Origin of the sequence: Pseudomonas sp. PDM24, assembly GCF_019218905.1 — a bacterium.
GTDB lineage: Bacteria > Pseudomonadota > Gammaproteobacteria > Pseudomonadales > Pseudomonadaceae > Aquipseudomonas.
Genome location: NZ_JAHUWR010000004.1, coordinates 252,195 through 277,484, shown reverse-complemented (window position 1 = coordinate 277,484; position 25,290 = coordinate 252,195). Strand labels below are relative to the sequence as shown.

Below are 25,290 nucleotides of genomic sequence, written 5' to 3'. Positions count from 1 at the left end.
CGATCGGTCTTTATGTCAACTCTGCGTACCTTTTTCATCATGGCCCTGCTGGGCTTGAGTCTTTCCATCAGCACGCTGCAAGCCGCCGAACCGCCGTCCAGCGAAGCCGTGCAGGCGAGCCTGGACAAGATCGCCGAGCGCAAACTGCCGGAAGCCGATCAAAAGGCCCTGCAAGCGGTCTTGCAGAGCACGCTCACCCAGCTCAACAACCAGCGCGATTACGATCAGAAGCTGATTGATCTCAAGCAGCAGCTGACCAATGCGCCAAAGCAGAACATCGAGAACCAGCGCGAACTGACCCGCCTCAAGGCCACCAAAGTGGTGCCGGTGGCGCAACGCTATACCAAAGAGACCATTCAGCAGCTTGAGCAATTGCTGACCGAGCGCTCCACCCAGCAAAGCGATCTGCAGAAAGCCCTGGCCGAAGCGAACAGCCTGATCATCACCGCCCAGACTCGCCCCGAGCGCGCCCAGGCCGAAATATCTGCCAGCCAGACACGCATCCAGCAGATCAACAACATCCTCAAGCTCGGCAAGGACAGCGGCAAGACCTTGACCGCCGAGCAACGCGATCAGCTCAACGCCGAACTCGCGGCGCTGAACGCCTTGATCCCGCTGCGTCGCCAGGAACTGGCCGGCAACAGCCTGTTGCAGGATTTGGGCAACAGCCAGCATGACCTGCTCACGGAAAAATCCAATCGCCTGGATCAGGAGATCCAGGAACTGCAAACCCTGATCAACCAGAAGCGCCTGGCCCAGTCTCAAGAGACCGTCACCCAGCAGTCCATCGAAGCGCAGAAGGCCGGTGGCAGCAGCCTGCTGGCCACCGAAAGCGCGGCCAACCTGAAGCTCTCCGACTACCTGCTCAAAAGCACCGACCGCCTCAATGAAGTCACCCAACAGAACCTGCAGACCAAGCAGCAACTGGACAGCGTGACCCAGAGCGACTCGGCGCTGGACGAACAGATCAACGTGCTCAAGGGCAGCCTGCTGCTCTCCAAGATTCTGTACAAACAGAAACAGGCCCTGCCGCGTCTCAGGCTCGACCGCGACCTGGCGGATCAGATTGCCGACATTCGCCTGTACCAGTTTGAGGTCAGCCAGCAGCGGGAGCTGCTCAGCAACCCGACAACCTATGTCGACAACCTGCTGGCGACTCAACCGCCCGAGCAAGTTACCCCGCAACTGCGCAAGAGCCTGCTGGAACTGGCCACCACCCGTGCGGACCTGTTGGAGCGCTTGAATCGCGAATTGAGCGCTGTGCTCAACGAATCCATCACGTTGCAACTCAATCAGAAACAACTGCTCAGCACCGCGCAAAGTCTAAGGGCGACGCTGGATGAGCAAATGTTCTGGATTCCCAGCAACAAGCCGCTGGATCTTGAGTGGATACACGCCGTGCCGGAACGCCTGGAACGTCAGGTCACTACCCTGCCGTGGGCCTCAAGCGTGAGCGAGCTGACCGATGGCCTGACCCAGCGGCCGCTGCTGTTCCTGCCGCTGGCCTTTCTGATCGGGGCGCTGCTGTGGCGCCGAAAAAATCTGTATGCCCGCCTGAACAAAGTCCACCTGGATATCGGCCATTTCAAGCGCGACAGCCAGTGGCACACACCGCAAGCGATTCTGATCAACATCCTGCTGGCGATGCCGGTATCCCTGGGTTTGGCCTTGTGCGGCCTGGCGTTGCAGATCGACGCTCGCGGACAGAACGCCAATATGGGCGCGGCGCTGCTGCAAATGGCCCAGGCCTGGCTGGTGTTCTACACCGCCTACCGCATCCTCGCGCCGGGCGGCGTCGCCGAATTGCATTTCCGCTGGGAAAAACCTCAGGTCGAATTCCTTCAAGGCTGGATACGCCGACTCGGCCTGGTAGTGATGGCCCTGGTGGCGGTGGTGGCGGTCGCCGAGTTGCAACCAGCGATACTGGCCGATGACGTGCTCGGCATGCCGGTGGTGCTGACTTGCTACGCCTTGATGGCCTGGCTACTCAGTCGCCTGCTGGTCAGCAGCCCGACTCACCAGAACGCTTCACTGTTCCGCAAGGCCGTAGGTGTTCTGTTCACAGCCCTGCCAATCGCGCTGTTCGTCGCCGTGTGCTTTGGCTACTACTACACCGCGCTGAAACTCAGCGACCGGTTGATCAACACGCTGTACTTGCTGATGTTCTGGCTGGTGATCGAAGCGACCTTCGTCCGTGGTCTCAGCGTTGCGGCACGGCGCCTGGCCTATCAACGCGCCCTGGCCAAACGTCAGGCCGCCAAAGAGGCCGGCGACGGCGAAGCGGTGATCGAAGAGCCGACTCTGGACATCGAGAAGGTCAACGAGCAGTCCCTGCGCCTGATTCGCCTGGCCCTGCTCGGCGGTTTCATCGCGGCGCTGTATTGGGTCTGGTCGGACCTGATTTCGGTGTTCTCGTACCTGGACAACATCACTCTTTACGAATACACCAGCGGCACCGGCGCCAACATGAGCATGGTGCCGATCAGCATCGGCGACATGCTCGGCGCGTTGATCATCATCGGCATCACCTTTGCGCTGGCGCGCAACCTGCCGGGCTTGCTGGAAGTGTTTGTGCTGTCGAAGCTGAACCTGGCCCAAGGCAGTTCCTACGCCACGACCACGCTGCTGTCCTATGTGATTGCCGGCGTCGGTTTCGTCTCGACCCTGTCCACGCTCGGCGTGAGTTGGGACAAATTGCAATGGCTGGTGGCCGCACTGTCGGTCGGCCTCGGTTTCGGGATGCAGGAGATCTTCGCCAACTTCATCTCCGGCATCATGATCCTGTTCGAACGCCCGGTGCGGATCGGCGACACCATCACCATCGGCAACCTGTCGGGCACGGTGAGCAAGATCCGCATCCGCGCCACGACCATTACCGACTTCGACCGCAAGGACATCATCGTCCCGAACAAGACGTTCATCACCGGGCAACTGATCAACTGGTCCCTGACCGACACCATCACCCGGGTAACCCTCAAGCTCGGCGTCGACTACGGCTCGGACCTGGACCTGGTGAAAGAGCTGCTGCTCAAGGCTGCCCGGGATAACCCGCGCGTGCTGAAGGATCCGGAACCCCACGTGTATTTCCTGAACTTCGGCGAAAGCACCCTCGACCACGAGTTGCGTATGCATGTGCGCGACCTCGGCGACCGCAACCCGGTGCTCGATGAGGTCAACCGCTTCATCAATCGCGAGTTCAAGAAGCAGCACATCAACATCTCGTTCCGGCAGATGGAGGTCTACCTCAAGAACCTTCACGGCCAGGAATACAAGATGGTACCGATCGAGCCGGAAGCCAAAACCATCGTGCCGGTGGTCGACAGCAAACCGCGGCGCGAACCGCCACCTGTCGAACTCGACTAACCGCGCTATCCCTAGCAGAATGCTCGGACATTCTGCTGGAGATGGCCGTTGAAAGCCCTCGACGAACTGACCTTCGACAATCGCTTCGCCCGCCTGGGCGATGCGTTCTCAACCCATGTGCTGCCCGAGCCCATCGCCGCTCCGCGACTGGTGGTCGCCAGCCCCGCCGCCATGGCGTTGCTGGACCTGGACCCGGCCGTGGCCGAGACGCCGGTATTCGCCGAACTCTTCGGCGGCCACAAGCTCTGGGCCGAGGCCGAGCCGCGGGCAATGGTCTATTCCGGGCATCAGTTCGGCTCCTACAACCCGCAGTTGGGCGACGGTCGCGGCCTGTTACTGGGCGAGGTCTATAACAACGCCGGCGAGCATTGGGACCTGCACCTCAAGGGCGCCGGTCAGACGCCTTATTCGCGCATGGGCGATGGACGGGCGGTGCTGCGTTCGTCGATCCGCGAATTTCTCGCCTCCGAAGCCCTGCATGCCCTGAACATTCCCACCACTCGCGCGCTATGCGTGATCGGCTCCGACACGCCGGTCTGGCGTGAGAAACAGGAACGCGCGGCCATGGTCCTGCGTTTGGCACCCAGCCATGTGCGCTTCGGGCATTTCGAATTTTTCTACTACACCAAGCGCCCCGAGCAACAGAAAGAACTCGGCGAGCACGTGCTGGCCATGCATTTCCCGCACTGCCTGGAACAGCCGGAACCGTACCTGGCGATGTTCCGCGAAATCGTCGAGCGCAACGCCGAGCTGATCGCCAAATGGCAGGCCTATGGTTTCTGCCACGGCGTGATGAACACTGACAACATGTCGATCCTGGGCATCACCTTCGACTTCGGCCCGTTCGCCTTCCTCGACGACTTCGACGCCCACTTCATCTGCAACCACTCCGATGACCAGGGCCGTTACTCCTTCAGCAACCAGGTGCCGATCGGCCAGTGGAACCTCAGCGCCCTCGCCCAAGCCCTGACGCCGTTCATCAGCGTCGAAGCCCTGCGCGAAACCCTCGGCCTGTACCTGCCACTGTTCCAGGCCCACTACCTGGACCTGATGCGCCGCCGTCTCGGTCTAACCACTGCCGAAGACGACGACCAGAAACTGCTGGAACACCTGCTGCAACTGATGCAGAACAGCGGCGTCGACTACAGCCTGTTCTTCCGTCGCCTCGGCGACGAATCACCGGAGCAGGCCCTCGCCCGTTTACGCGATGACTTCGTCGACCTCAAGGGTTTCGATGCGTGGGGCGAGCTTTACATCGCCCGGGTTGCCCGTGAAGGCGTGGTTGACCAGGAACAGCGCCGCACGCGCATGCATGCGGTCAATCCGCTTTACATCCTGCGCAATTATTTGGCACAGAAAGCCATCGATGCGGCGGAAAGTGGCGACTACTCAGAAGCTCGTCGTTTGCACGCGGTATTGAGCAATCCGTTCGAGGAGCAGCCTGGAATGGAGCGCTACGCCGAACGGCCGCCGGAGTGGGGCAAGCATCTGGAGATCAGTTGTTCGTCGTGAGGCTGAACGACACCGATTATTCAGACGGCCGGCGCTCATGGTCATAGGCTTCGATGTGGTCGCCTATGATCTCTACTAGGTTTTCCAATGGATGTAATTCCTCACCGCTCATCATTGCTAGCAATGCATACCGCGACTCAGCCAGCAGGTTGTACTCAGCTTCCGATTCAGGTCGTTTTAATAGCCAGGCTACAGATGGCCAGTATTCGACTGCTTGCTTGACGATATCGCTCATTATTTGCCCCTATTTGGCGCTTCGATCTTGCTGCGTGAAAATAGGGTTCAAGACTAAGAGTTGAACCGCTCGCAGCCAATCAGTCGGGGGCACCAGCACTCGTAGGGTGTATCTCTAACCAAGGAAGGTTATTGCCTACAAACTTCTGTCTTGATAAACATCATTTCCGACTCCAGATCCGTGCCACAGATTGCCTACTCATCCGGAACCTGATCATGACCGACCCACTCCTCATCCCCTGCCCCCACTGCAACGGTCTGAACCGCATCCCCGCCGAGCGCCTCAACGATCATCCCAAATGCGGTCGCTGCAAGGCCGAGGTCTTGCTGAACAAACCGTTCGAATTGAAACAAGGCGATTACGCCAGTCAGATCAAGGGCGACCTGCCATTGCTGGTGGATGTGTGGGCGGACTGGTGCGGGCCATGCAAGTCGTTTGCGCCGGTGTTCGCGCAGGCGGCGGGGCAGTTGGCGGGCAAGTGTCGGCTGGCCAAGCTGGACAGCGAGGCGAATCAGCAATTGTCGGCGCAGTTGGGGATTCGCTCGATCCCGAGCCTGATTCTGTTCAAGAACGGCCGGGAAGTGGCTCGCCAGAGCGGGGCCTTCCCGTTACCGCAGTTGATGAGCTGGTTGCGTAGTCAGGGGATTTGAATACAACACGATGCCAAATGTGGGAGCGGGCTTGCTCGCGAAAGCGGTCTATCAATCAGCGATGACGTTGACTGTTATGACCTCTTCGCGAGCAAGCCCGCTCCCACATGGGTTCTGCGCCAACAACAGCGACTCAGGCATTTTCCAGAAGGTTGTGCAGATCGACAAATTGCAGAGTCAGTTTGTGCCGCGGGTCGAGGTGGATCAGCGGCGTGTTGGCCTGATGGGATTCGCGCATCCGCACCGAACTGGCCAGGTACACCGGCAACACCGGTAGCCCTTCGGCGATCAATTCATCGAGGATTTGCTGAGGCAAACTGGCGCGGGCCTGGAACTGGTTGACGACAATGCCTTCAACCTCCAGCCCTTCGTTGTGGTCCTCCTTCAATTCTTCGATTTCCGCCAGCAGGCCATATAGCGCCTGACGCGAGAAACTGTCGCAATCGAAGGGAATCAGCACACGATCAGCGGCGATCAACGCCGACACAGCATAGAAATTCAGCGCTGGCGGTGTATCGAGGTAGATTCGGTCGTAATCGCCGTCCAGTTCCTCGAGCAATTTTCGCAGCTTGTTGATCTTGTGCTTGGCCTCAAGCTTGGGCTGCAAGTCAGCCAGCTCGGCGGTGGCGGTAACGACGTGAAGGTTGTCGAATGGAGTTTCGTAAATATCGACCTGGTTTTTCTTCGAGAACGGCCCGGAAGACAGAGTCTGCTTGAAGAAGTCAGCGATCCCCATCGGGATATCGTCACCGGTGAGTCCCGTCAGGTATTGAGTGGAGTTGGCCTGGGCATCGAGATCCACCAACAGCGTGCGATAGCCTTCGCTGGCGCTGACCGCCGCCAGATTGCAGGCAATACTTGACTTGCCCACGCCACCTTTCTGATTGAACACCACGCGCCGCATGTCAAAACCTCCGTGTATCAAAGAATGACCGAGTGTAGTAGTCCACGGCGCTGCTTAGCTACCTCGCTGGCATCGGGACTACACAGTCATGGGTAATTTCCATCGGAAAACGCCGCCAACTCGCCCATCGACAGTAGATAGAGCTGACAGACATGTCCGGCGCAACGTGGATAATGGCCAAACGACAGCTTTTTCGCGAACCAGACGGTACATTTCGTTGCACAAAATGTAACCAGCATTTGCTACACGCCCGCCGCACCGGGATAATGCGCGCCACTCGGCGTTAAGCGCCACGTAAGGTCTGCCGTGATTTTTTGCGGTTCACCGCGTCAAAAGGAAGCCCGCAGGGGCGGGATGAATGTCTGTGATCAACTTCAACATCGCCCAATGGCGCGCGTGGGCCCCCGGGCTTGAAAGCGTGGATGATTGGCAGGCCTGGAGCCGGCAACCGATCGTGCTCGAGCGCAGTGATGCCGCCCCCGATGTGTCGTTTCTGCCGGCCATGCAGCGTCGGCGACTCAGCCGTCTCGCGCGGATGGCGTTCAGCGTCGGCTGGCCTTTGGCCGATGGTCGCCAGGACCTACCGTTGGTCTTTATTTCCCGCCATGGCGAAACCCCGCGCACCTTCGACATTCTCAGCGATCTGGCAACTGATCAACCGTTGTCGCCCACTCAGTTCAGCTTGTCGGTGCACAACGCGGTGATCGGCCTGTGGTCGATCATGCGTGGCGAAACCAGCGAAATGACCGCCCTCGCCGCGGCTGGCGATGGCCTTGAACACGGCATGCTAGAGGCGGCGGCACTGCTTGAGGAAGGCGCGCCCGCGGTACTGCTGGTGGTGACAGAAGAGCAACCGCCCGCAGCCTACTCGGCCTGGATCGACGATGTGCCATTCCCCTACGCGGTGGGCCTGTTGATTACGCCCGGCAATGAGTGGCAGCTGTCGCTGAACAGCACCTCGCAAGCGTTGTCCAAAACCCACTGGCCCCATGCCCTGAATCTGTTGCGTACCCTGCTCGGCCAGCAAACGACCTGCCAACATGCCTGGAAAAATCGTGTATGGACCTGGCAACGCAACCTGTGACCGATAAAAACCGCGACGCCTATTACTGGCGCCTGCTGGCCACTGCCGCAAGCTTCACCCTGTTCGGGTTGGGCGGGCTATGCCTGCGATTGGTGGTATTCCCGCTGCTGAGCTGCCTGCCGGGAGACGCTCAGGCCCATCGTCAGCGTGCCCGACAGACAGTGAGCCGCTGTTTCTGGTTTTTCATTCGGTTCATGGCTCGCACTGGCGTGCTGACTTATGACATCCAGGGCGCGGAAAAACTCGGACGGCCAGGGCAAATGATCGTTGCCAATCACCCCTCGTTGATCGATGTGGTGTTTTTGATCGGCCTGGTGGGCCACTCCAACTGTGTGGTCAAGAAAAGCCTCTGGGAAAACCCGTTCACCCGCGCCCCGCTACGCCGCACCGATTACATCAGCAACGATGGCAGCATGGATATGCTCGACGCCGCTGCCGACGCGTTGAAAAGCGGTCAGACCCTGATCATCTTTCCCGAGGGCACCCGCACCCAACCCGGTAAACCGCCGGCCTTTCATCGGGGGGGCGCGGCAATCGCCCTGCGCGGTGCGAGAATCCTCACCCCGGTGATCATCAAGGTCAGCCCGACCACATTGACCAAGGCCGAACCCTGGTATCGGATTCCCAAACGCCGCGTGCACTTCAGTTTTCGCGTTGGGGCCGATATAGACCCACAGGCCTTCGCTACGCAGGGGCCTGCACCTCAGGCCTCGCGCAAGCTCAATGACTATTTGCACCATTACTTTATTAAGGAGCTCGCCGAAGATGAGCGATCTGCACCGTGAGATAAAAGAACTGATCATCGATGCCCTGGGCCTCGAAGACATCAGCGTCGACGACATTGGCGATGACCAGACACTGTTCGGCGAAGGCTTGGGCCTGGACTCGGTAGACGCCCTGGAACTTGGCCTGGCCATCCAGAAAAAGTACGGCATCAAAATCGATGCCGACGCCAAGGACACCCGTAATCACTTCACCAACGTGGCGAGCCTTGCGGCGTTCGTCACTGCAAAACAGGCAGCTTGAGACCGGACCATGCAAACTCGTGACGATATTTTCAATACCCTGCGCGATGCTCTGGTCGAACTCTTCGAGCTGGAGCCCGAGCGCATCAGTCTGGGGTCCAACCTGTATCAGGATCTGGAAATCGACAGCATCGATGCGGTCGACCTGATCGATCACATCAAACGCCAGACCGGCAAGAAAATCGCCGCCGAAGAATTCAAATCGGTGCGTACCGTCAGCGACGTGGTCGAGGCGGTCTACCGCCTGGTTCAACCAGCCGCATGAGCCGACTGATCGGCCTCGGTCTGCTGCTGGCAGGCCTGTTGTACCCCTTTGCGGTGTATTTCGGCATGGAGCATTTTGCCCCGTGGCAGTTCGGTCTGCTGCTGGGTAGCCTGTGGCTGGCGCGGGCGCTGACTGGCGAGCGGCGGCCTGGCAGCCTGTGGATGGCCGTGGTCGCCATCGCGTTCTGCCTGTTGCTGGCGCTGTTCGACAGCCCGGTGCTGCTGCGCTGGTACCCGGTGCTGATCAGCGCATTCATGCTGGCGCTGTTCGGCCTGAGCCTGAAATATGGCCCGCCGATGATCGAACGCCTGGCCCGTCTGCGAGAGCCGGAGTTGCCGGCCAGGGCCATTCGCTACACCCGCCAGGTGACGATTGCCTGGAGCGTGTTTTTTCTCTGCAACGGCTTGTGCGCCGCTGCCCTGACCCTTTGGGCGCCGCTGAGCTGGTGGATGTTGTACACCGGCCTGATCTCCTATGGATTGATCGGCCTGATGTTTGCCATTGAATGGCTGATACGACAACGGGTAAGAGGCCGCCCATGAATTGGATAACACTTGAGCAACTGTTGCTCAAGGCTCAGCCGGACCGTGCCGTGACGGTGGAACCGGCGTTGAATCACGCGCAATTGTGCGAACAGGCCCTGAGCCTGGCTGCCGGCCTGCAAGCGCACGGCGTACAGCGCATCGCCGTGCACCTTGAGGACGCTGCCGACCTGGCCATTGCCCTGCTCGGCGCCTGGCGTGCCGGGGTCAGCGTACTGCTGCCCGCCGACCTGCAAGCGCAGACGCGCCAGCGCTGGTCGACCGAGGTCGATCTGTGGCTGACCGATCAGGCTACCGACGCGCACCTGAGCGATTATCGGCATCCACCGCTGCCGGCCAGCCCACTGGATCTGGATCGCTGTCAGCTGAGCCTGTGCACCTCCGGTTCCAGTGGTGAACCCAAGCGTATCGACAAAACCCTGCGCCAATTGGCCAATGAAGTCGAAGCGCTGGAGCACCTGTGGGGCGCAGATCTGGGCGAGGCCTGCATCATCGGCAGCGTTGCCACGCAGCACATCTACGGGTTGCTGTTTCGGGTGCTGTGGCCGTTGTGCGCCGGGCGCTCGTTCGTCCGCAAGCAATTGGCCTTCCCGGAAGACTTGCAGCGCGCCAGCCGCGAACACCCGGCCTTCGCCTGGGTCGCCAGCCCGGCGCTGCTCAAGCGCATGGGCGACAACCTCGACTGGCCAGCGCTGAGCGCGGTGCGCCGAGTGTTTTCCTCCGGTGGCGCGTTGCCCGCCGAAGCGGCGCAAAGCCTGCATGAACGCCTGCAACAATGGCCGACGGAGATCTTCGGCAGTTCGGAAACCGGCGGCATCGCCTGGCGTCAGGGCCAGTATCTCTGGCAGCCCTTCGCCGATGTTGCGCTGAGCCAGGACAGCGATAGCGCCCTGATTATCGCCTCACCGTACTTGCCGGCCGGCCATATTGAACACACCGCCGATGCCGCGCGCATCGCCGCCGACGGCCGTTTCGAGCTGTTGGGTCGGCTGGACCGAATCGTCAAACTGGAAGAAAAACGTATTTCGCTACCGATGCTTGAACAAGCACTGATGGCTCACGACTGGGTCGCCGAAGCGCGCCTCGGTGTGGTTCAGGAAAACCGCGCTTCATTAGGGGCGCTGCTGGTACTCAGCGAGCGAGGCCTGCGTGCCTTGCGCAATCAGGGTCGACGCAGCCTTACTCAAGCCTTGCGTCAGCATCTGAGTCAACATTGTGAAACGCTGGCCCTGCCACGCCGCTGGCGCTTGTTGCGGCAGCTACCGCTGAACGCGCAAGGCAAACTGCCCCAGGCCGAGGTGGAAGCCTTGCTGCTGGCACCCCGTCCAAAAGCGCCGGAAGTGCTGGAGCAGCTCGAAGTCGATGGCGAGTGGAGCCTGCAACTGGCAGTCCCGCCAGACCTGGCGTATTTCAGCGGCCACTTTCCCCGAGCGCCGGTATTGCCCGGTGTGGTGCAGGTGGATTGGGCATTGAGCCTGGGCCAGCAATTGATGGATCTGCCGGCAAAATTTTCCGGTATGGAAGTGCTGAAATTCCAGCAACTGGTACGCCCCGGTGATGAAATCCAGTTGCACCTGCGCTTCGACTCAGCGCGCAGCAAATTGTATTTCGCCTATCGCAATGAAACCGCCACCTGCTCCAGTGGGCGGATTTTGCTGGAGGCTGCCTGTGGATAAGTTGAGTTCCTCTGTAGCAGCTGCCGAAGGCTGCGTTCGAGTGCGAAGCGCTCGCATCTGGGCTACCACATTTATTCTGAAAGACCTCGAATACCGGTTTACGACCGCTTCGCGCTCGAACGCAGCCTTCGGCAGCTGCTACACGAGCGAGGGAATGAGCCAACATGCATAACCCCTGCGCAATCATCCCGGTCTACAACCACGAAACCGCAATCACCGCCGTGGTCGATGCGCTGCTTGCCAGCGGACTGCCCTGCATTCTGGTGGACGATGCCAGCAGTCCTGCCTGCGCCAAGGTGCTTGACCAACTGGCCCGGCGGGACCGGGTTCACCTGATCAGGCTCACCGTCAATCAAGGCAAGGGCGGCGCGGTGATGACCGGCTTGCGCGAAGCGTCGCGCCTGGGCTTCAGCCACGCCTTGCAGGTGGACGCCGACGGCCAGCACGACCTGCAAGACGTTAAAGTCTTCATCGAACATTCACGCGCCCACCCCGACGCGGTGATTTGCGGTTATCCGCAATACGACGCCAGCGTGCCGAAGGGCCGTTTATACGCCCGCTACCTGACCCATGTGATGGTCTGGATCAACACCCTGTCATTGCAGATTCGCGACTCCATGTGCGGCTTCCGTGTCTACCCATTGCCACCGACCCTGGCACTGATCGACTCGGCCAGGATCGGCAAGCGCATGGACTTCGACTCCGACATCCTGGTGCGCCTGGCCTGGCGCAATCAGCCGATGCAGTGGCTGAAAACCAGGGTTCATTACCCTCTGGATGGCGTCTCGCATTTCCGTCTGTTCCACGACAACGTACTGATTTCGAGCATGCACACCCGGCTGTTCTTCGGCATGTTGCTGCGGGCACCAGTGATCCTCTGGCGACGGTGGCGAGCATGAGCGACAACGCAGATAAACAGCACTGGGCCGACCGCCAGGAGCGCGGCAGCTTCTGGTTGATGAAGTTCACTGCGCTTTGCGCAAAAGTCTTGGGTCGCCGACTGCTGAGCCCGCTGCTGTACGGCATCGTGCTGTACTTTTTCCTGTTCGGACGCAGCGCCCGCCAAAGCGCCTGGCAGTACCAGCAGCGGCTTGCCGACTGGAGCGGTCGTAGCGAATTGCGCCCGACCCATTGGCGGGTGTTTGGCCAGTTCATGGCCTTCGCCGATTCCATGCTCGACAAACTCGATGTGTGGAACGGCAAGCTGAGCATCGACCAAATCGAAATCATCGACCCGGCGCTGCTGCGCAATAAACTGCGCGGCACACGCGGGCAAATGCTGGTAGGCGCGCACTTGGGCAATCTCGAAGTCTGCCGGGCGCTGGCCGAGATCGGTGAGAAAGTCACCATGAACGTGCTGGTGCACACCAAGCACGCCGAACAATTCAACCGTCTGCTGGGTGAAGCCGGAGCGACCAATCTGCGGCTGATCCAGGTCAGCGAGCTGGACCCGGTGATCATGCTGCAATTGCATGAACGCCTGGAGCGCGGCGAATGGCTGGCAATTGCCGGCGACCGCGTGCCGTTGCATGGCGGACGCAGCGTGAGCGTGGATTTCCTCGGTCATCAAGCCGCGTTCCCTCAGGGCCCATGGTTGCTGGCCGGTCTGCTGAAATGCCCGATCAACCTGATGCTGTGCCTGAAGAAACCCACTGGCGACTATCGACTGACCCTCGAACCGTTCGCCGACGCCATCGTGTGGAAACGCAGCGACCGCGAACAGGTCATTCATCAGTGGGCCTCCCGCTACGCCGAACGCCTGGGTCACTATTGCCTCGAAGCCCCCCAACAATGGTTCAACTTTTACCCTTTCTGGAAGACCGATGACGACGCCAACGCTTGAGCCGGTAACCTTCGGCGAACTCCCTTTGCGCATCGAACACGTGTTGGCCCTGGCCAACCGTCAGGTGCCGACGCAGTTGCAGGGCGACCCCGAGTTTCGCCAGCGCATCGCCAAGGGCCCGCAATTCCTTGACTCCCTGTTGGACAAGGAAGGCGTGATCTATGGCGTGACCACCGGTTATGGCGATTCCTGTGTGGTGGCGGTGCCGCTGCACCACGTCGAAGCCCTGCCCCGTCATCTGTATACCTTCCACGGTTGCGGCCTGGGCAAACTGCTCGACGCCCAAGCCACCCGTGCGGTGCTGGCGGCGCGTTTGCAATCGCTTTGCCAAGGCGTTTCCGGGGTACGCGTGGAACTGCTGGAGCGCCTGCAAGCCTTCCTCGAATACGACATTCTGCCGCTGATTCCGGAAGAAGGTTCGGTGGGCGCCAGTGGTGATCTGACGCCGCTGTCCTACGTCGCCGCGACCTTGTCCGGCGAGCGCGAAGTGATGTTCCGCGGTGAGCGTCGACAAGCCGCCGATGTGCACAGCGAATTGGGCTGGGAACCGCTGGTATTGCGCCCCAAAGAAGCGCTGGCGCTGATGAACGGCACCGCCGTGATGACCGGCCTCGCTTGCCTGGCTTACGCCCGCGCCGATTACCTGTTGCAACTGGCCACGCGCATTACCGCGCTGAACGTAGTCGCGTTGCAGGGCAACCCGGAGCACTTCGACGAGCGTCTGTTCGCCGCCAAACCCCATCCAGGGCAGATGCAAGTCGCTGCGTGGTTGCGCAAGGATCTGGCGATCGATGCGCCGACCGCGCCACTGCATCGCCTGCAAGACCGCTATTCCCTGCGTTGTGCGCCGCACGTGCTCGGGGTGCTGGCCGACAGCCTGAACTGGCTGCGCTCGTTCATCGAGATCGAACTCAACAGCGCCAACGACAACCCGATCATCGACGCCGAAGCCGAACGCGTGCTGCACGGCGGGCACTTCTACGGCGGCCACATTGCCTTCGCCATGGACAGTCTGAAAACCCTGGTGGCGAACGTCGCCGACTTGCTCGACCGCCAGCTCGCGCTGCTGGTGGACGAGCGTTACAACCATGGCTTGCCGAGCAACCTGTCTGGCGCCAGCGCCGACCGCGCGATGCTCAATCACGGCTTCAAGGCCGTGCAGATCGGCACCAGCGCCTGGACCGCCGAAGCCCTGAAAAACACCATGCCGGCCAGCGTCTTCTCGCGCTCCACCGAGTGCCACAACCAGGACAAGGTCAGCATGGGCACCATCTCTGCCCGCGACGCCATCCGCGTGCTGGAGCTGACCGAACAGGTCGCCGCCGCCACGCTGCTGGCCGCCAACCAAGGCGTCTGGCTACGCGGCCAGGCTGAAGATGCGCGGCCACTGCCACCGGCCCTGGCCGCGATGCACGAAGAGTTGGCCAAGGACTTCCCGCCGGTCATCGAAGACCGTGCGTTGGAAGGCGAATTGCGCCTGTGCCTGCAGCGCATCGCCGAACAACACTGGAGGCTGCATGCGTAGCAAGGGAGTGCTACACACCGACACGGAAATCCTCGTACCGTTCTTTGACGTCGACACCATGAACGTGGTCTGGCACGGCCATTACGTCAAATACCTGGAAGTCGCCCGCTGTGCGCTGCTGGACAAGATCGGCCACAACTACGACGCCATGGTGGCGTCGGGTTACGCGTGGCCGGTGATCGACTTGCAGCTGCGCTATGTGCGCGGCGCGGTGTTCGGCCAGAAGTTGAATGTGCGCGCCAGCCTGGTGGAGTGGGAAAACCGCCTGAAGATCAATTACCTGATCAGCGATCTGGCCACCGGCGAACGCCTGACCCGCGCCTGTTCCGTGCAGGTCGCCGTCGACATGAGCAGCCGTGAAATGCAGCTGGCGTCACCGAAAGTGTTCACCGATGCGGTTGAAAGGATGCTGCCATGAACTTGCGATCCCTTTGTAGCAGCTGGCGAAGCCTGCGTTCGGCTGCGCAGCAGTCGCCCTGCGATTTCCCTGAAGCTCCGCATGCGCAGGTTTTACGACGGCTTCGCCGCCGGACGCAGCCTCGCGGGCTCGGCAGCTGCTACATGTTTGTGGTGGCGCTGAGTTTTACTTCGCTGGCGCAGGCCTTCGATCTGCAACAGCTCAGCGATCAACTGGCCAAACCCGATGTGATCCACGGCAGCTTTATCCAGGAAAAACACCTGCGCGCCCTGCCCCAGCCGCTGACCAGCAAGGGCACCTTCGTTCTGGCAAAAAACCATGGTTTGCTCTGGCTGCTGAAAACCCCGCTGCAACAGGACTACCGCATCAGCGACAAAGGCATTGCCCGGCGTGATGCCAGCGGCTGGCAAATGCTGCCGAACAAGAGTGCCGGCGCCGAACAGAACCGCTTGTTCCTCGCGGTGCTGCAAGGCGACAGCAGCGGCCTGCAACGGGATTTCGAGCTTTCGCTGAGCGGCGATGCACAGCGCTGGGAGCTGACCCTGACCCCGCGCTCGATGCTGCTCAAGCAGGTGTTCAATCAGATCAACATTGACGGCGGCGAGCTGGTGCATAGCATCGAGCTGCTCGAAACCCAGGGAGACCGAACCCTGTTGCGCATGCAGGACAGCACCAGCGCACAACCATTGAGCGATGCGGAGCAACATGACTTTGCCGAGTGAACGGATGCTGCCGCGCCTGTTTCTGGTCCTGCTGCTGGCGGTGCTCGCGCTCGCCGGCTGGCAATGGCGTGACGGTGCACCGCTGTCGGCCAACCTGATGGAACTGGTGCCAGGCACCGCGCCGGACGCGCTGGAACTGCGCGCCGAACAACGCATGCAAGAACCGCTGAACCGGGAAATGCTGGTACTGGTCGGCCATCAAGACCGCCAGCAAGCCATCGCCACGGCGCAAAAACTCGGCGAGCAATGGCAGGCCAGCGGCGTCTTCGAAAAGGTCCAGTGGACCCTGCAAGCCGACTTGCCCGCATTGCGCAGCCAATTGCTGCAAGGCCGACTGGCGATGCTGTCCGCGGCCGACCGGCAGCAACTCATTGAACACCCTGACGCCTTTATCCAGCAACGGGTACAAGCCCTGTTCGACCCGTTCACCGGCTTCAGCCTGGTGCCGAGCCAGGACGACTGGCTCGGCCTGACCGGGCGCATCCAGAACAGCCAGCCACAACACGGCTCGGTGCAACTGGACATCGGCAGCGGTACGCTGGTTGCCGATGCCGACGGTAAGAGTTGGGTGATGCTGCGGGCGCGAACCGCCGGCAACGCGTTCGATATGAACCTGCCGCTGCAAGTGGCTGACCTGCTGCAACACAGTCGCGAAGAAGCCGCCCGATCGGATGTGCAACTGCTCGCCGCCAGTGGCTTGCTGTATGCCGCCAGCGGTCAACGGCAAGCCGCGCGCGAAATGACCTGGGTCGGCGGCGGCGCCACGGTCGGGATTCTGTTGCTGCTGTTGCTGGCCTTCCGGCGCTGGCGGGTGTTGTTGGCGTTCGTCCCGGTGCTGGTGGGCATGTTGTTCGGTGCTGTGGCCTGCGTGGCGCTGTTCGGCCACATGCATGTGATGACGCTGGTGCTGGGCTCAAGTCTGATCGGCGTGGCGGTGGATTACCCACTGCATTACCTCTCGAAAAGCTGGAGCCTGAAACCTTGGCACAGCTGGCCGGCGTTACGCCTGACCCTGCCGGGGCTGACCCTGAGCCTGATCACCAGTTGCATCGGCTACCTGGCCCTGGCCTGGACACCGTTCCCGGCCCTGACCCAAATTGCCGTGTTCTCCGCCGCCGGCCTGCTTGGCGCCTACCTGTCGGCAGTGTGCCTGTTGCCGGCGCTGCTCAAGGGCGTGGATCTGCGGCCAGCGCAGTGGCCGATGCGCATCGCCGAGAAGTTGCTGGAGCTGCGAGAATCGCTGCTGAAATACTTGCGCACGCCGGTCCTGCTGGCATTGCTGATCGCCTTCTGTGTCGGCGGCCTGTTGCAGTTGCAGAGCAAAAACGACATTCGCCAATGGGTCGGCACACCGCAGCAACTGACTGACGAAGCCCAGACCATCGCACGCATCACCGGCTATCAACCTACCAGCCAGTTTTTCCTGGTGCGCGCGGCCAATCAGCAGGCGTTGCTCGAACGCCTGACGGCACTGAGCGAGCGTCTGGATCAACTGGTCAATCTGGAAAAACTTCAGGGCTATCTATCGCTCAATCAACTGGTCAGCCAGCCAAGCGAACAGCGCAAAGTGCGTGAAGCACTGAACAAGCTGCCGCAGTTCTGGCAACCGTTGCTCGACCTCGGCGTGCCGGCCGCCGCGTTGCAGGCTGAGTTGGCAACGTTGCAGGCGCTGCCCACCGAAGACATCGACACAGCGCTGGCCGGCCCATTGGCCGAGCCCTACCGCACCCTGTGGCTGGGGCCGACCGATGATGGCGTGGCGGCGATGGTCAGCCTGCAAGGCTTGAACAATCCCACGCTGTTGCGGGTCCAGGCGCTGGACTTGCCGGGTGTGGAACTGGTGGATCGCCTCGGCGAACTGAACCAGGTTTTCGCCGCCACTCAAATCAGCGCCGCTGAATTGAAACTCGCCTCCTGCGTGTTGATCGTGCTGGTGCTGATCCTGCCATTCGGTTTCGGTGGCGCGCTGCGAATCGTCTCCCTGCCGCTGCTGGCGGCCCTGTGCAGCCTGGCAAGCCTCGGCTGGCTCGGTCAGCCACTGACATTGTTCAGCCTGTTCGGCCTGTTGCTGGTGACGGCCATCAGCGTCGATTATGCGATCCTCATGCGCGAACAGATCGGCGGCGCCGCGGCGAGTCTGCTGGGCACCTTGCTGGCGGCGGTGACCACTTGGCTGTCGTTCGGCCTGTTGGCGGTGTCCAGCACGCCAGCGGTGAGCAACTTCGGCCTGTCGGTGAGCCTCGGCCTGGCGTTCAGTTTCATCCTGGCGCCGTGGGCCGGACGCCAAGTCCATGCCGTCCCAGTTACGGAGCCGGCAGCATGATGGTCGCGGTGTTCTGGATGATGGCCCTGGTGTTGTTCGCCGTGGCCACTCGTATCGGTCGTCATTTCGGTCTGATTCCGATCGTCAGTCAGTTGCTGCTGGCGACCTTCGGCCTGCCGTTGCTGATGTACTTCTGGATCGAACCGGGCTGGCAACTGAGCGGTGCCGACCTGATCTCGCCGGGCTGGCTGAAGAACCTCTACAGCCTGAGTTTTGCCTTGCTGCTGGGGCACATTCTCAGCGACGTGATCGACCTGCGCCTGGAACGCCAGAGCCTGAAAATCGCCCTGCCGAGTTTCTGTATTCCGTTCGCCTGCGGGCTGGCGACAGCGTTCTGGCTGTTGCCACCGCAGCCGTGGATCAGCTCGCTGGCGGTCGGTCTGCTGTTCGCCATCACCGCAATTCCGGTGTTGTATCTGTACCTGCGACACATCAACTACCCGCCCGCCGCCACCCGGCGTCTGGTGCAAACCGCGATCCTGATCGACCTGACCTGCTGGACCCTGTTCGCGTTCGCCCAGGGCAGCCTGCACCTGAGTAGCCTCTTGCTGCCGCTGGCCGGCGCCTGTCTGCCGTTGTTGCTGCGCCTGCTCGGGTTGCGCCAACCGTTGCTGCACAGCGGCTGCTTCTTCGCGCTGCTGGTGGTCGCCGAACACTTCAAACTCAATGCGCTGATTTTCGGTATCGGCTATCTGCTGTGCATGGCCGCGCTCAAGGTGCCATTGGTGCTGCCATTGTCGGCGGCGTGGATGAGCCGTTTGCAGACCTGGATCGCCATCCCGCTGATCCTCACGTTCGGCATCGTGCAGATCAACGTGCACAGCGCCATCGACAGTCTCGGCGGGATGCAACTGACCGCGCTCCTGCTGTTGCCAATCGCCAGCAAACTGTTGGGCAACTGGCTGGGCCTCGGCTGGGCTGGCGCCTCGTTTGAAGGTGTCAGCCGCTGGCGGGAAAGCCTTTTACTGAATATTCGCGGCTTGAGCGAGATCGTCTTTCTCAACCTGCTGCTGCAACAACAGCTCATCAGCCCGGCGCTGTATTTCGCGCTGATGTTGATGGGCCTGATCGCAACCCTGCTGCCGGCGCTCGCCGGCATGCACCGAATCCCTTTGAACATCGCCGCCCCGGCAAGGAGCACCCGTGCCAACAGTTGAAATGGAACGTCGTCAGGTACTGGTGATCGGCGCCGGCCCCTCGGGCGCCATCGCCGCCGCGCTGCTCAAGCGTAAAGGCCATGATGTGCTGATGATCGAGCGTCAGCATTTCCCACGGTTTTCCATCGGTGAAAGCCTGCTGTCCCATTGCCTGGATTTCGTCGAAGAAGCGGGCATGCTCGAGGCGGTCAATGCGGCTGGTTTCCAGCGCAAAAACGGTGCGGCGTTCGCTTGGGGCGATCAATACAGCACCTTCGATTTCGGCGACACGTTCACCAATGGCAAGCCGACGACGTTCCAGGTCCAGCGCGCCGACTTCGACAAGCTGCTGGCCGATCAGGCTGAGCTGCAAGGTGTCGATGTCCGTTACGGCGAAGCCATCGTCAGCGCCGATTTCAGCCTGGCGAAACCGCAGCTCGATGTGCTTCGCGAAGACGGTAGCCAATACCGCGTCGAAGCCGACTTCGTGCTCGATGCCAGTGGCTACGGTCGCGTGCTGCCGCGCTTGCTGGACCTTGAAGCACCGTCGAACTTCCCGGTGCGCCAGGCCGTGTTCACCCACGTCGAAGACTGTATCGACAACCCGGCTTTCGACCGGGAGAAAATCCTCATCACCACCCATCCGACCCAGCGTGATATCTGGTTCTGGACCATCCCGTTCAGCAACGGCCGTTGCTCGGTGGGCGTGGTGGCAGCCGCCGAACATTTCGCAGGCCGCACCGAGAATCTGGACGACTGCCTGCGCGGCTTCATTGCTGAAACGCCGAGCCTGGCCGGTGTGCTGAACAATGCCCTGTGGGACACGCCCGCGCGGACCATCGGCGGTTATTCGGCCAACGTCAAAACCCTGCACGGCCCTGGTTTCGCCCTGTTAGGCAACGCGGCGGAGTTTCTCGACCCGGTGTTCTCCTCCGGTGTGACCATTGCCATGCGTTCGGCGAGCATGGCCGCCGGGGTGCTGCACCGCCAACTGCAAGGTGAAAGCGTCGACTGGCAGACCGAGTTCGCCGAACCGCTCAAGCGCGGCGTCGACACCTTCCGTTGCTACGTCGAGGGCTGGTACGCCGGGACCTTTCAGGATGTGATTTTCTATCAGGGAGGCGCAGCGGAAATCCGCCGCATGATCAGCTCGATCCTCGCGGGTTACGCCTGGGATGAGCGCAACCCGTTCGTCAGCGAACCCAAACGTCGGCTGCGGATGATTTCGGACCTGTGCGCACAGGACCCGACATGAGTTACTTGAGCGACAACTACGTCGAAGAAACCCGTTTCGGTTTCTGGTTTCTGCGCAGTCACACCTGGCAGCACCATGTACTGAGAGTGGCGATCAATGATTTGCGCGACCTGTTCAGCGCGCCATTGCCCGCCAACCCGGTATTGCTGGATGCCGGTTGCGGCCAGGGCAAGTCGTTCCAGTACCTGCGCCAGACCTTCGCGCCTCAACGCCTGATCGGGCTGGATGCCGATCCTCACAGCCTGAACCTGAGCGGTGAAGAAGCGACTCGTCAGGGCATGGATGTAGAACTGATCGGCAGTGACTGCGCGAGCATCAACGTGCCGGACGCCAGCGTCGATCTGCTGTTCTGTCATCAGACCTTCCATCACCTTGTCGAGCAGGACCGGGCCCTGGCCGAGTTCTATCGGGTGCTAAAACCGGGCGGCTATTTGCTGTTCGCCGAGTCCACCGAGGCTTACATTGATACGTGGGTGATTCGCTGGCTGTTCCGCCACCCGATGCACGTGCAGAAGAGCGCCGCCGGCTACCTGGACATGATTCGTCGGCAGGGTTTTGAATTCGGCCCGCAGAACGTGTCTTACCCTTACTTATGGTGGAGTCGCGCCAAGGATTTCGGCCTGCTCGAACGCTTCGGCTTGCGCCAGCCAAAACCCTTTGGCCAACGGGAAGAAACCCTGGTCAATGTAGTCGCGCGCAAGCCTCTTAAAGGGTGTGCCTGATGATCCGTTTTCTGCTGCTCTGCTGTGTCCTGTTGCTGAGCGCTTGCGCCAGCCGGGCACCGCTGCCCGAGCGAACCCCGAATCTGGCGTTGCCGCTGCAACTGCACATCGAACGGCAGATGGCCGAACAGCGTCAGGACTGGCTGCTGGTAATCCAGCGTGAAGGCCCGGGCATTCGCTGGTCGATGATGGACCCTTTGGGGATTCCCGTGGCACGGCAGAAACTGATCGATGGCCAATGGCAGGCCGACGGCCTGCTGCCGCCCAATCCGGAAGCCCGGGAGCTGTTCGCTGCCTTATTGTTTGCGTTGACCCCTGCGGGCGAGTTGCATCGCAACTATCCCGCCGCCCGGCAGGATGGCGGGCAACGATCCTTGTCACCACGCTGGAACATCCGCTATTCACAACCACTGAGCTTTGAATTGAACGTATCCCAAGGCCCGCACTATCGCGTCACTCCGTTAGGCGAGCACACGCCATGACAGCTTATCTGAACGCCCTCGGGGTGATCTGCGCCCTGGGCCGCGACAAGCAGGAAGTCGCCCGCAACCTGTTTGCCGGCGATTGCTCGGGCATGCGCAGCGAGGCCGGCTGGGTCGTGGAACGCTCGCTGCCGGTCGCGGCGGTGCGCGGCGAGCTGGCGCCGATTCCGCCTGAGCTGGCCCATCAAAGCAGTCGCAACAATCAATTGCTGCTGGAGGCTGCGCTGCAAATTCGCGAAGACATCGAGCAAGCAATCCAGACCTACGGCCGCGACCGTATCGGCGTCATTCTGGGCACCAGCACCTCGGGCATTCACGAGGCCAGCAGTGGCCTGGCCCATTACATCCGCGAGCATCAGTTCCCCGCCGACTATGACTATCAGCAACAGGAACTCGGCGCACCGGCGACGTTTCTCGCCGACTGGCTGCAATTGAGCGGCCCGGCCTATGTGATTTCCACCGCCTGCACCTCCAGCGCCCGCGCGCTGATGAGCGCCCAACGATTGCTCGATCTGGGCATGTGCGACGCCGTGTTGTGCGGCGGTGTCGACAGTTTGTGCAAGCTGACCCTCAACGGTTTCTCGGCCCTGGAAGCGGTGTCCGAGCAGCGCTGCAATCCATTTTCAGCCAACCGCAACGGCATCAATATCGGCGAAGCGGCGGTGCTGTTTCTGATGAGCAAAAGCGCCGGCAACCGCCAACCGATTGCCCTGCTGGGCAGTGGCGCCAGCTCCGACGCACACCATATTTCCGCGCCGGAACCGACCGGCCGTGGCGCCCTGCAAGCGATGCGCAAAGCCTTGAGCCGCGCAGGCCTGCAACCGCAGCAGATCGGTTACCTGAACCTGCACGGCACCGCCACGCAACACAACGACGCCATGGAAAGCCTGGCCGTGACGACGCTATTCCCGCAAGGCGTGCCCTGCTCATCGACCAAACCGATGACCGGTCATACCCTCGGCGCTGCCGGTGCCCTGGAAGCGGCGTTCTGCTGGTTGAGCCTGAGCGTGGACAACCGCGAGCACGCCCTGCCGCCCCACGTCTGGGACGGCCAGCCCGACCCCGAATTGCCGGCCCTGCACTGGGTGACCCCGACTGACCACCTGACGTCCATTGCACCTCGCTACCTGATGAGCAATTCCTTTGCCTTCGGTGGCAATAACGTCAGCCTGATTATCGGAGACGCCCCATGATTGCCTGGCCGCTCGCCGAACTGCTGCCGCATGCCGGCGACATGATCCTCATCGAGCAGATCCTGTCGTTCGATGACGAGCAGATTCACACCCGACTCACCGTCAAACCCGGCGGCCTGTTCAATCGCCCCGACGGCAGCCTGCCGGCCTGGGTCGGTATCGAGCTGATGGCCCAGAGCGTCGCCGCGTACGCCGGCTGCCATGCGCGCCAGAAAGGCAATGCGGTGGAGTTGGGTTTCCTGCTCGGCACCCGTAAATTCGAATGCAATGTGGAACACTTCCCCGCCGGTACCGAGTTGACCATCCATGGAATACGCTCGCTGGAAGACGACAACGGCATGGGTGTGTTCGAATGCCACCTCACCGCCCCCGGCATCCACGCCACCGCCCGGCTGAACGTGTTTCGCCCGCCTCAGGCCGCGCACTATCTTCAAGAACCCCAAGGAGTCGAGTGATGACTGAATCCGTACTGGTCACCGGCTCCAGCCGTGGTATTGGCCGCGCTATTGCGTTGCGTCTGGCCCGGGCCGGGCATGACATCGTGCTGCACTGCCGCAGCGGCCTTGCGGACGCCGAAGCCGTCAAGGCCGAAGTCGAGGCTCTGGGCCGCAACGCGCGCATCCTGCAATTTGACGTGTCCGACCGTGCCAGTTGCAAAGCTATTCTCGAAGCCGATGTCGAAACCCACGGCGCCTATTATGGCGTGGTACTCAACGCCGGCCTGACCCGCGACGGTGCTTTCCCGGCCCTGAGCGAGGAGGATTGGGATCTGGTTATGCGCACCAACCTCGACGGTTTCTACAATGTGTTGCACCCGGTGATGATGCCGATGATCCGTCGTCGCGCCGCCGGGCGGATTGTCTGCATCACCTCTGTTTCCGGCCTGATCGGCAATCGCGGGCAAGTCAATTACAGCGCGTCCAAGGCCGGTTTGATCGGCGCAGCCAAGGCGTTGGCGATCGAACTGGGCAAGCGCAAAATCACCGTCAACTGTGTCGCACCCGGCCTGATCGACACGGCGATGCTCGATGAAAACGTGCCGGTGGAAGAACTGATGAAAATGATCCCCGCACAACGCATGGGCACCCCTGAAGAAGTAGCCGGTGCAGTTAATTTCCTGATGTCGGCGGAAGCGTCGTACATCACCCGGCAGGTTCTGGCCGTCAATGGAGGCCTGTGCTGATGAAGCGCGTCGTCGTCACCGGCATGGCCGGCATCACCTCACTGGGCAGCGACTGGGACACCATCGCCGGCAACTTCGCCGCCAACCGCAGCGGCATCCGCCGCATGGACGAGTGGGATCGTTTTACCGAACTCAGCACGCGCCTGGCCGGGCCGATCGATGACTTCAAAGTGCCGGGCCACTGGACCCGCAAACAACTGCGCAGCATGGGCCGCGTCTCGCGGCTCGCTGTTGGTGCTGCCGAGCAAGCGTTGGCGGACGCCGGGCTGCTGGGTGACGAGTCGATCAAGGATGGGCGCATGGGCGTTTCCTGCGGCTCGTCCACCGGCAGCACCGACGAGATCAAGGCGTTCGGCAACATGCTGCTCAACTCGGTGGCCGAAGGCTTGAACGCCAACTCCTACGTGCGGATGATGCCGCACACCACAGCGGCCAATGTCAGCATCTTCTTTGGCCTCACCGGTCGACTGATCCCGACCTCCAGCGCCTGTACCAGTGGCAGCCAGGGCATCGGTTATGCCTATGAATCGATCAAGTTCGGCCGCCTGCCGCTGATGCTCGCCGGCGGCGCCGAAGAGCTGTGCCCGACCGAAGCCATGGTGTTTGATGCGCTCTACGCCACCAGCCTGAAAAACGACGCCCCGCAAACCAGCCCTCGCCCCTACGACACCGACCGCGATGGCCTGGTGATCGGTGAAGGCGGCGGCATGCTGGTGCTCGAAGAGCTCGAACACGCCCTGGCGCGCGGCGCCCGCATCCACGCCGAGATCGTCGGTTTCGGTAGCAACGCCGACGGTCAACACGCCACCCGCCCGGAGCAGCTCACCATGCGTCGAGCCATGGAGCTGGCACTGGAAGACGCCGGGCTGCAACCTTCCGACATCGGCTACGTGAACGGTCACGGCACCGCTACAGAACAGGGCGACATTGCCGAAACACTGGCCACCAGCGCGTTGTTCGGCGAACACATGCCAATCAGTTCGCAGAAGAGTTTCCTCGGCCACACCCTGGGAGCCTGCGGCGCGCTGGAGTCCTGGTTCAGCATCGAAATGATGAACCGCGATGTGTATGTGCACACCTTCAACCTCGACGAGGTCGATCCCCAGTGCGGCAAGCTCGACTACCTGCGCGGTGAATTCCGGCAGATGAGCAATGAGTACGTGATGAACAACAATTTCGCTTTTGGTGGGGTCAACACCTCGTTGATTTTCCGCCGCTGGTCGTAATCGAAT

At 61.4% G+C, this 25,290-nt stretch carries 25 protein-coding genes; 23 read left to right on the top strand and 2 right to left on the bottom strand.

Features of this window, described 5'->3' with window-relative positions; translation table 11 throughout:
- Positions 1 to 12 precede the first annotated feature (12 nt).
- Positions 13 to 3,363, top strand: a complete 3,351-nt coding sequence (gene mscK, locus KW837_RS15865) for a mechanosensitive channel MscK (RefSeq protein ID WP_218397091.1) — start codon at positions 13 to 15, stop codon at positions 3,361 to 3,363.
- A 48-nt stretch (positions 3,364 to 3,411) separates the two neighbouring features.
- Positions 3,412 to 4,875: a protein adenylyltransferase SelO gene (gene selO, locus KW837_RS15860; RefSeq protein ID WP_218397089.1), complete on the top strand. Its 1,464-nt coding sequence runs from the start codon at positions 3,412 to 3,414 to the stop codon at positions 4,873 to 4,875.
- A gap of 16 nt (positions 4,876 to 4,891) precedes the next feature.
- Here selO and KW837_RS15855 read toward each other — a convergent pair whose 3' ends face one another.
- A complete protein-coding gene (locus KW837_RS15855; RefSeq protein WP_218397086.1) occupies positions 4,892 to 5,110 on the bottom strand; it encodes a hypothetical protein in 219 nt (72 codons plus the stop codon).
- 215 nt (positions 5,111 to 5,325) lie between these two features.
- On the opposite strand from KW837_RS15855, the gene trxC reads away from it, so the two are divergent.
- A complete protein-coding gene (gene trxC, locus KW837_RS15850; protein ID WP_218397084.1) occupies positions 5,326 to 5,760 on the top strand; it encodes a thioredoxin TrxC in 435 nt (144 codons plus the stop codon).
- A gap of 133 nt (positions 5,761 to 5,893) precedes the next feature.
- Here trxC and KW837_RS15845 read toward each other — a convergent pair whose 3' ends face one another.
- Positions 5,894 to 6,664: a ParA family protein gene (locus tag KW837_RS15845; RefSeq protein WP_123499893.1), complete on the bottom strand. Its 771-nt coding sequence runs from the start codon at positions 6,662 to 6,664 to the stop codon at positions 5,894 to 5,896.
- Between the two features lie 358 nt (positions 6,665 to 7,022).
- Between KW837_RS15845 and KW837_RS15840 the strand changes: the two genes are divergently transcribed.
- From KW837_RS15840 to KW837_RS15745, 20 genes are all read left to right on the top strand, one after another.
- The gene (locus KW837_RS15840) at positions 7,023 to 7,748 is read left to right on the top strand and encodes a beta-ketoacyl synthase chain length factor (protein WP_218397082.1); all 726 of its coding nucleotides are present in this window, start codon (positions 7,023 to 7,025) and stop codon (positions 7,746 to 7,748) included.
- Complete coding sequence (locus KW837_RS15835) at positions 7,724 to 8,533, top strand: 1-acyl-sn-glycerol-3-phosphate acyltransferase (RefSeq protein WP_063341795.1); 810 nt, start codon at positions 7,724 to 7,726, stop codon at positions 8,531 to 8,533. Before KW837_RS15840 ends, KW837_RS15835 begins: the two co-directional genes overlap by 25 nt.
- Positions 8,514 to 8,774 carry a phosphopantetheine-binding protein gene (locus KW837_RS15830; RefSeq protein WP_123721556.1) on the top strand — a complete coding sequence of 87 codons (261 nt, stop codon included), beginning with the start codon at positions 8,514 to 8,516 and terminating at the stop codon, positions 8,772 to 8,774. Before KW837_RS15835 ends, KW837_RS15830 begins: the two co-directional genes overlap by 20 nt.
- A gap of 9 nt (positions 8,775 to 8,783) precedes the next feature.
- Positions 8,784 to 9,038 carry an acyl carrier protein gene (locus tag KW837_RS15825; protein ID WP_007903178.1) on the top strand — a complete coding sequence of 85 codons (255 nt, stop codon included), beginning with the start codon at positions 8,784 to 8,786 and terminating at the stop codon, positions 9,036 to 9,038.
- Positions 9,035 to 9,580: a hypothetical protein gene (locus KW837_RS15820; RefSeq protein WP_007903177.1), complete on the top strand. Its 546-nt coding sequence runs from the start codon at positions 9,035 to 9,037 to the stop codon at positions 9,578 to 9,580. The genes KW837_RS15825 and KW837_RS15820 overlap by 4 nt, the downstream gene beginning before the upstream one ends.
- Positions 9,577 to 11,256 carry an acyl-CoA synthetase family protein gene (locus KW837_RS15815; RefSeq protein ID WP_218397080.1) on the top strand — a complete coding sequence of 560 codons (1,680 nt, stop codon included), beginning with the start codon at positions 9,577 to 9,579 and terminating at the stop codon, positions 11,254 to 11,256. Before KW837_RS15820 ends, KW837_RS15815 begins: the two co-directional genes overlap by 4 nt.
- Positions 11,257 to 11,420: 164 nt before the next feature.
- Positions 11,421 to 12,155 carry a glycosyltransferase family 2 protein gene (locus tag KW837_RS15810; protein ID WP_192346795.1) on the top strand — a complete coding sequence of 245 codons (735 nt, stop codon included), beginning with the start codon at positions 11,421 to 11,423 and terminating at the stop codon, positions 12,153 to 12,155.
- Positions 12,152 to 13,099, top strand: a complete 948-nt coding sequence (locus KW837_RS15805) for a glycosyl transferase (RefSeq protein WP_218397078.1) — start codon at positions 12,152 to 12,154, stop codon at positions 13,097 to 13,099. Before KW837_RS15810 ends, KW837_RS15805 begins: the two co-directional genes overlap by 4 nt.
- The gene (hutH, locus tag KW837_RS15800) at positions 13,080 to 14,624 is read left to right on the top strand and encodes a histidine ammonia-lyase (protein WP_218397076.1); all 1,545 of its coding nucleotides are present in this window, start codon (positions 13,080 to 13,082) and stop codon (positions 14,622 to 14,624) included. The genes KW837_RS15805 and hutH overlap by 20 nt, the downstream gene beginning before the upstream one ends.
- Complete coding sequence (locus KW837_RS15795) at positions 14,617 to 15,042, top strand: thioesterase family protein (RefSeq protein WP_218397074.1); 426 nt, start codon at positions 14,617 to 14,619, stop codon at positions 15,040 to 15,042. Before hutH ends, KW837_RS15795 begins: the two co-directional genes overlap by 8 nt.
- A 143-nt stretch (positions 15,043 to 15,185) precedes the next feature.
- Positions 15,186 to 15,764, top strand: a complete 579-nt coding sequence (locus KW837_RS15790) for an outer membrane lipoprotein carrier protein LolA (protein WP_218397071.1) — start codon at positions 15,186 to 15,188, stop codon at positions 15,762 to 15,764.
- Complete coding sequence (locus tag KW837_RS15785) at positions 15,748 to 18,087, top strand: MMPL family transporter (RefSeq protein ID WP_218397069.1); 2,340 nt, start codon at positions 15,748 to 15,750, stop codon at positions 18,085 to 18,087. The genes KW837_RS15790 and KW837_RS15785 overlap by 17 nt, the downstream gene beginning before the upstream one ends.
- Positions 18,084 to 19,244, top strand: coding sequence for a sodium:proton antiporter (locus KW837_RS15780; RefSeq protein WP_218397067.1), 1,161 nt, complete (start codon positions 18,084 to 18,086; stop codon positions 19,242 to 19,244). The genes KW837_RS15785 and KW837_RS15780 overlap by 4 nt, the downstream gene beginning before the upstream one ends.
- Positions 19,231 to 20,478 (top strand): NAD(P)/FAD-dependent oxidoreductase, encoded by a 1,248-nt coding sequence (locus KW837_RS15775; protein WP_218397065.1) that lies wholly within the window; start codon positions 19,231 to 19,233, stop codon positions 20,476 to 20,478. Before KW837_RS15780 ends, KW837_RS15775 begins: the two co-directional genes overlap by 14 nt.
- A complete protein-coding gene (locus KW837_RS15770) occupies positions 20,475 to 21,200 on the top strand; it encodes a class I SAM-dependent methyltransferase (protein ID WP_218397063.1) in 726 nt (241 codons plus the stop codon). The genes KW837_RS15775 and KW837_RS15770 overlap by 4 nt, the downstream gene beginning before the upstream one ends.
- Positions 21,200 to 21,682, top strand: a complete 483-nt coding sequence (locus tag KW837_RS15765) for a DUF3261 domain-containing protein (RefSeq protein ID WP_218397061.1) — start codon at positions 21,200 to 21,202, stop codon at positions 21,680 to 21,682. The genes KW837_RS15770 and KW837_RS15765 overlap by 1 nt, the downstream gene beginning before the upstream one ends.
- On the top strand, positions 21,679 to 22,875 hold the full coding sequence (locus KW837_RS15760; protein ID WP_218397059.1) for a beta-ketoacyl-[acyl-carrier-protein] synthase family protein: 1,197 nt from the start codon (positions 21,679 to 21,681) through the stop codon (positions 22,873 to 22,875). The genes KW837_RS15765 and KW837_RS15760 overlap by 4 nt, the downstream gene beginning before the upstream one ends.
- Complete coding sequence (locus KW837_RS15755) at positions 22,872 to 23,330, top strand: hotdog family protein (protein WP_123499920.1); 459 nt, start codon at positions 22,872 to 22,874, stop codon at positions 23,328 to 23,330. The genes KW837_RS15760 and KW837_RS15755 overlap by 4 nt, the downstream gene beginning before the upstream one ends.
- Positions 23,330 to 24,058, top strand: a complete 729-nt coding sequence (fabG, locus tag KW837_RS15750) for a 3-oxoacyl-ACP reductase FabG (RefSeq protein WP_123499922.1) — start codon at positions 23,330 to 23,332, stop codon at positions 24,056 to 24,058. Before KW837_RS15755 ends, fabG begins: the two co-directional genes overlap by 1 nt.
- Complete coding sequence (locus tag KW837_RS15745) at positions 24,058 to 25,284, top strand: beta-ketoacyl-ACP synthase (RefSeq protein ID WP_192346771.1); 1,227 nt, start codon at positions 24,058 to 24,060, stop codon at positions 25,282 to 25,284. The genes fabG and KW837_RS15745 overlap by 1 nt, the downstream gene beginning before the upstream one ends.
- Positions 25,285 to 25,290: the final 6 nt, after the last annotated feature.

What these genes read in the sequence shown, in the direction of transcription:
- mscK (WP_218397091.1), top strand. Translation starts at nt 13, where the DNA reads ATGTCAACTCTGCGTACCTTTTTCATCATGGCCCTGCTGGGCTTGAGT.
- KW837_RS15855 (WP_218397086.1), bottom strand. Translation starts at nt 5,110, where the DNA reads ATGAGCGATATCGTCAAGCAAGCAGTCGAATACTGGCCATCTGTAGCC.
- trxC (WP_218397084.1), top strand. Translation starts at nt 5,326, where the DNA reads ATGACCGACCCACTCCTCATCCCCTGCCCCCACTGCAACGGTCTGAAC.
- KW837_RS15845 (WP_123499893.1), bottom strand. Translation starts at nt 6,664, where the DNA reads ATGCGGCGCGTGGTGTTCAATCAGAAAGGTGGCGTGGGCAAGTCAAGT.
- KW837_RS15840 (WP_218397082.1), top strand. Translation starts at nt 7,023, where the DNA reads ATGTCTGTGATCAACTTCAACATCGCCCAATGGCGCGCGTGGGCCCCC.
- KW837_RS15835 (WP_063341795.1), top strand. Translation starts at nt 7,724, where the DNA reads ATGGACCTGGCAACGCAACCTGTGACCGATAAAAACCGCGACGCCTAT.
- KW837_RS15830 (WP_123721556.1), top strand. Translation starts at nt 8,514, where the DNA reads ATGAGCGATCTGCACCGTGAGATAAAAGAACTGATCATCGATGCCCTG.
- KW837_RS15825 (WP_007903178.1), top strand. Translation starts at nt 8,784, where the DNA reads ATGCAAACTCGTGACGATATTTTCAATACCCTGCGCGATGCTCTGGTC.
- KW837_RS15820 (WP_007903177.1), top strand. Translation starts at nt 9,035, where the DNA reads ATGAGCCGACTGATCGGCCTCGGTCTGCTGCTGGCAGGCCTGTTGTAC.
- KW837_RS15815 (WP_218397080.1), top strand. Translation starts at nt 9,577, where the DNA reads ATGAATTGGATAACACTTGAGCAACTGTTGCTCAAGGCTCAGCCGGAC.
- KW837_RS15810 (WP_192346795.1), top strand. Translation starts at nt 11,421, where the DNA reads ATGCATAACCCCTGCGCAATCATCCCGGTCTACAACCACGAAACCGCA.
- KW837_RS15805 (WP_218397078.1), top strand. Translation starts at nt 12,152, where the DNA reads ATGAGCGACAACGCAGATAAACAGCACTGGGCCGACCGCCAGGAGCGC.
- hutH (WP_218397076.1), top strand. Translation starts at nt 13,080, where the DNA reads ATGACGACGCCAACGCTTGAGCCGGTAACCTTCGGCGAACTCCCTTTG.
- KW837_RS15795 (WP_218397074.1), top strand. Translation starts at nt 14,617, where the DNA reads ATGCGTAGCAAGGGAGTGCTACACACCGACACGGAAATCCTCGTACCG.
- KW837_RS15790 (WP_218397071.1), top strand. Translation starts at nt 15,186, where the DNA reads ATGTTTGTGGTGGCGCTGAGTTTTACTTCGCTGGCGCAGGCCTTCGAT.
- KW837_RS15785 (WP_218397069.1), top strand. Translation starts at nt 15,748, where the DNA reads ATGACTTTGCCGAGTGAACGGATGCTGCCGCGCCTGTTTCTGGTCCTG.
- KW837_RS15780 (WP_218397067.1), top strand. Translation starts at nt 18,084, where the DNA reads ATGATGGTCGCGGTGTTCTGGATGATGGCCCTGGTGTTGTTCGCCGTG.
- KW837_RS15770 (WP_218397063.1), top strand. Translation starts at nt 20,475, where the DNA reads ATGAGTTACTTGAGCGACAACTACGTCGAAGAAACCCGTTTCGGTTTC.
- KW837_RS15765 (WP_218397061.1), top strand. Translation starts at nt 21,200, where the DNA reads ATGATCCGTTTTCTGCTGCTCTGCTGTGTCCTGTTGCTGAGCGCTTGC.
- KW837_RS15760 (WP_218397059.1), top strand. Translation starts at nt 21,679, where the DNA reads ATGACAGCTTATCTGAACGCCCTCGGGGTGATCTGCGCCCTGGGCCGC.
- KW837_RS15755 (WP_123499920.1), top strand. Translation starts at nt 22,872, where the DNA reads ATGATTGCCTGGCCGCTCGCCGAACTGCTGCCGCATGCCGGCGACATG.
- fabG (WP_123499922.1), top strand. Translation starts at nt 23,330, where the DNA reads ATGACTGAATCCGTACTGGTCACCGGCTCCAGCCGTGGTATTGGCCGC.
- KW837_RS15745 (WP_192346771.1), top strand. Translation starts at nt 24,058, where the DNA reads ATGAAGCGCGTCGTCGTCACCGGCATGGCCGGCATCACCTCACTGGGC.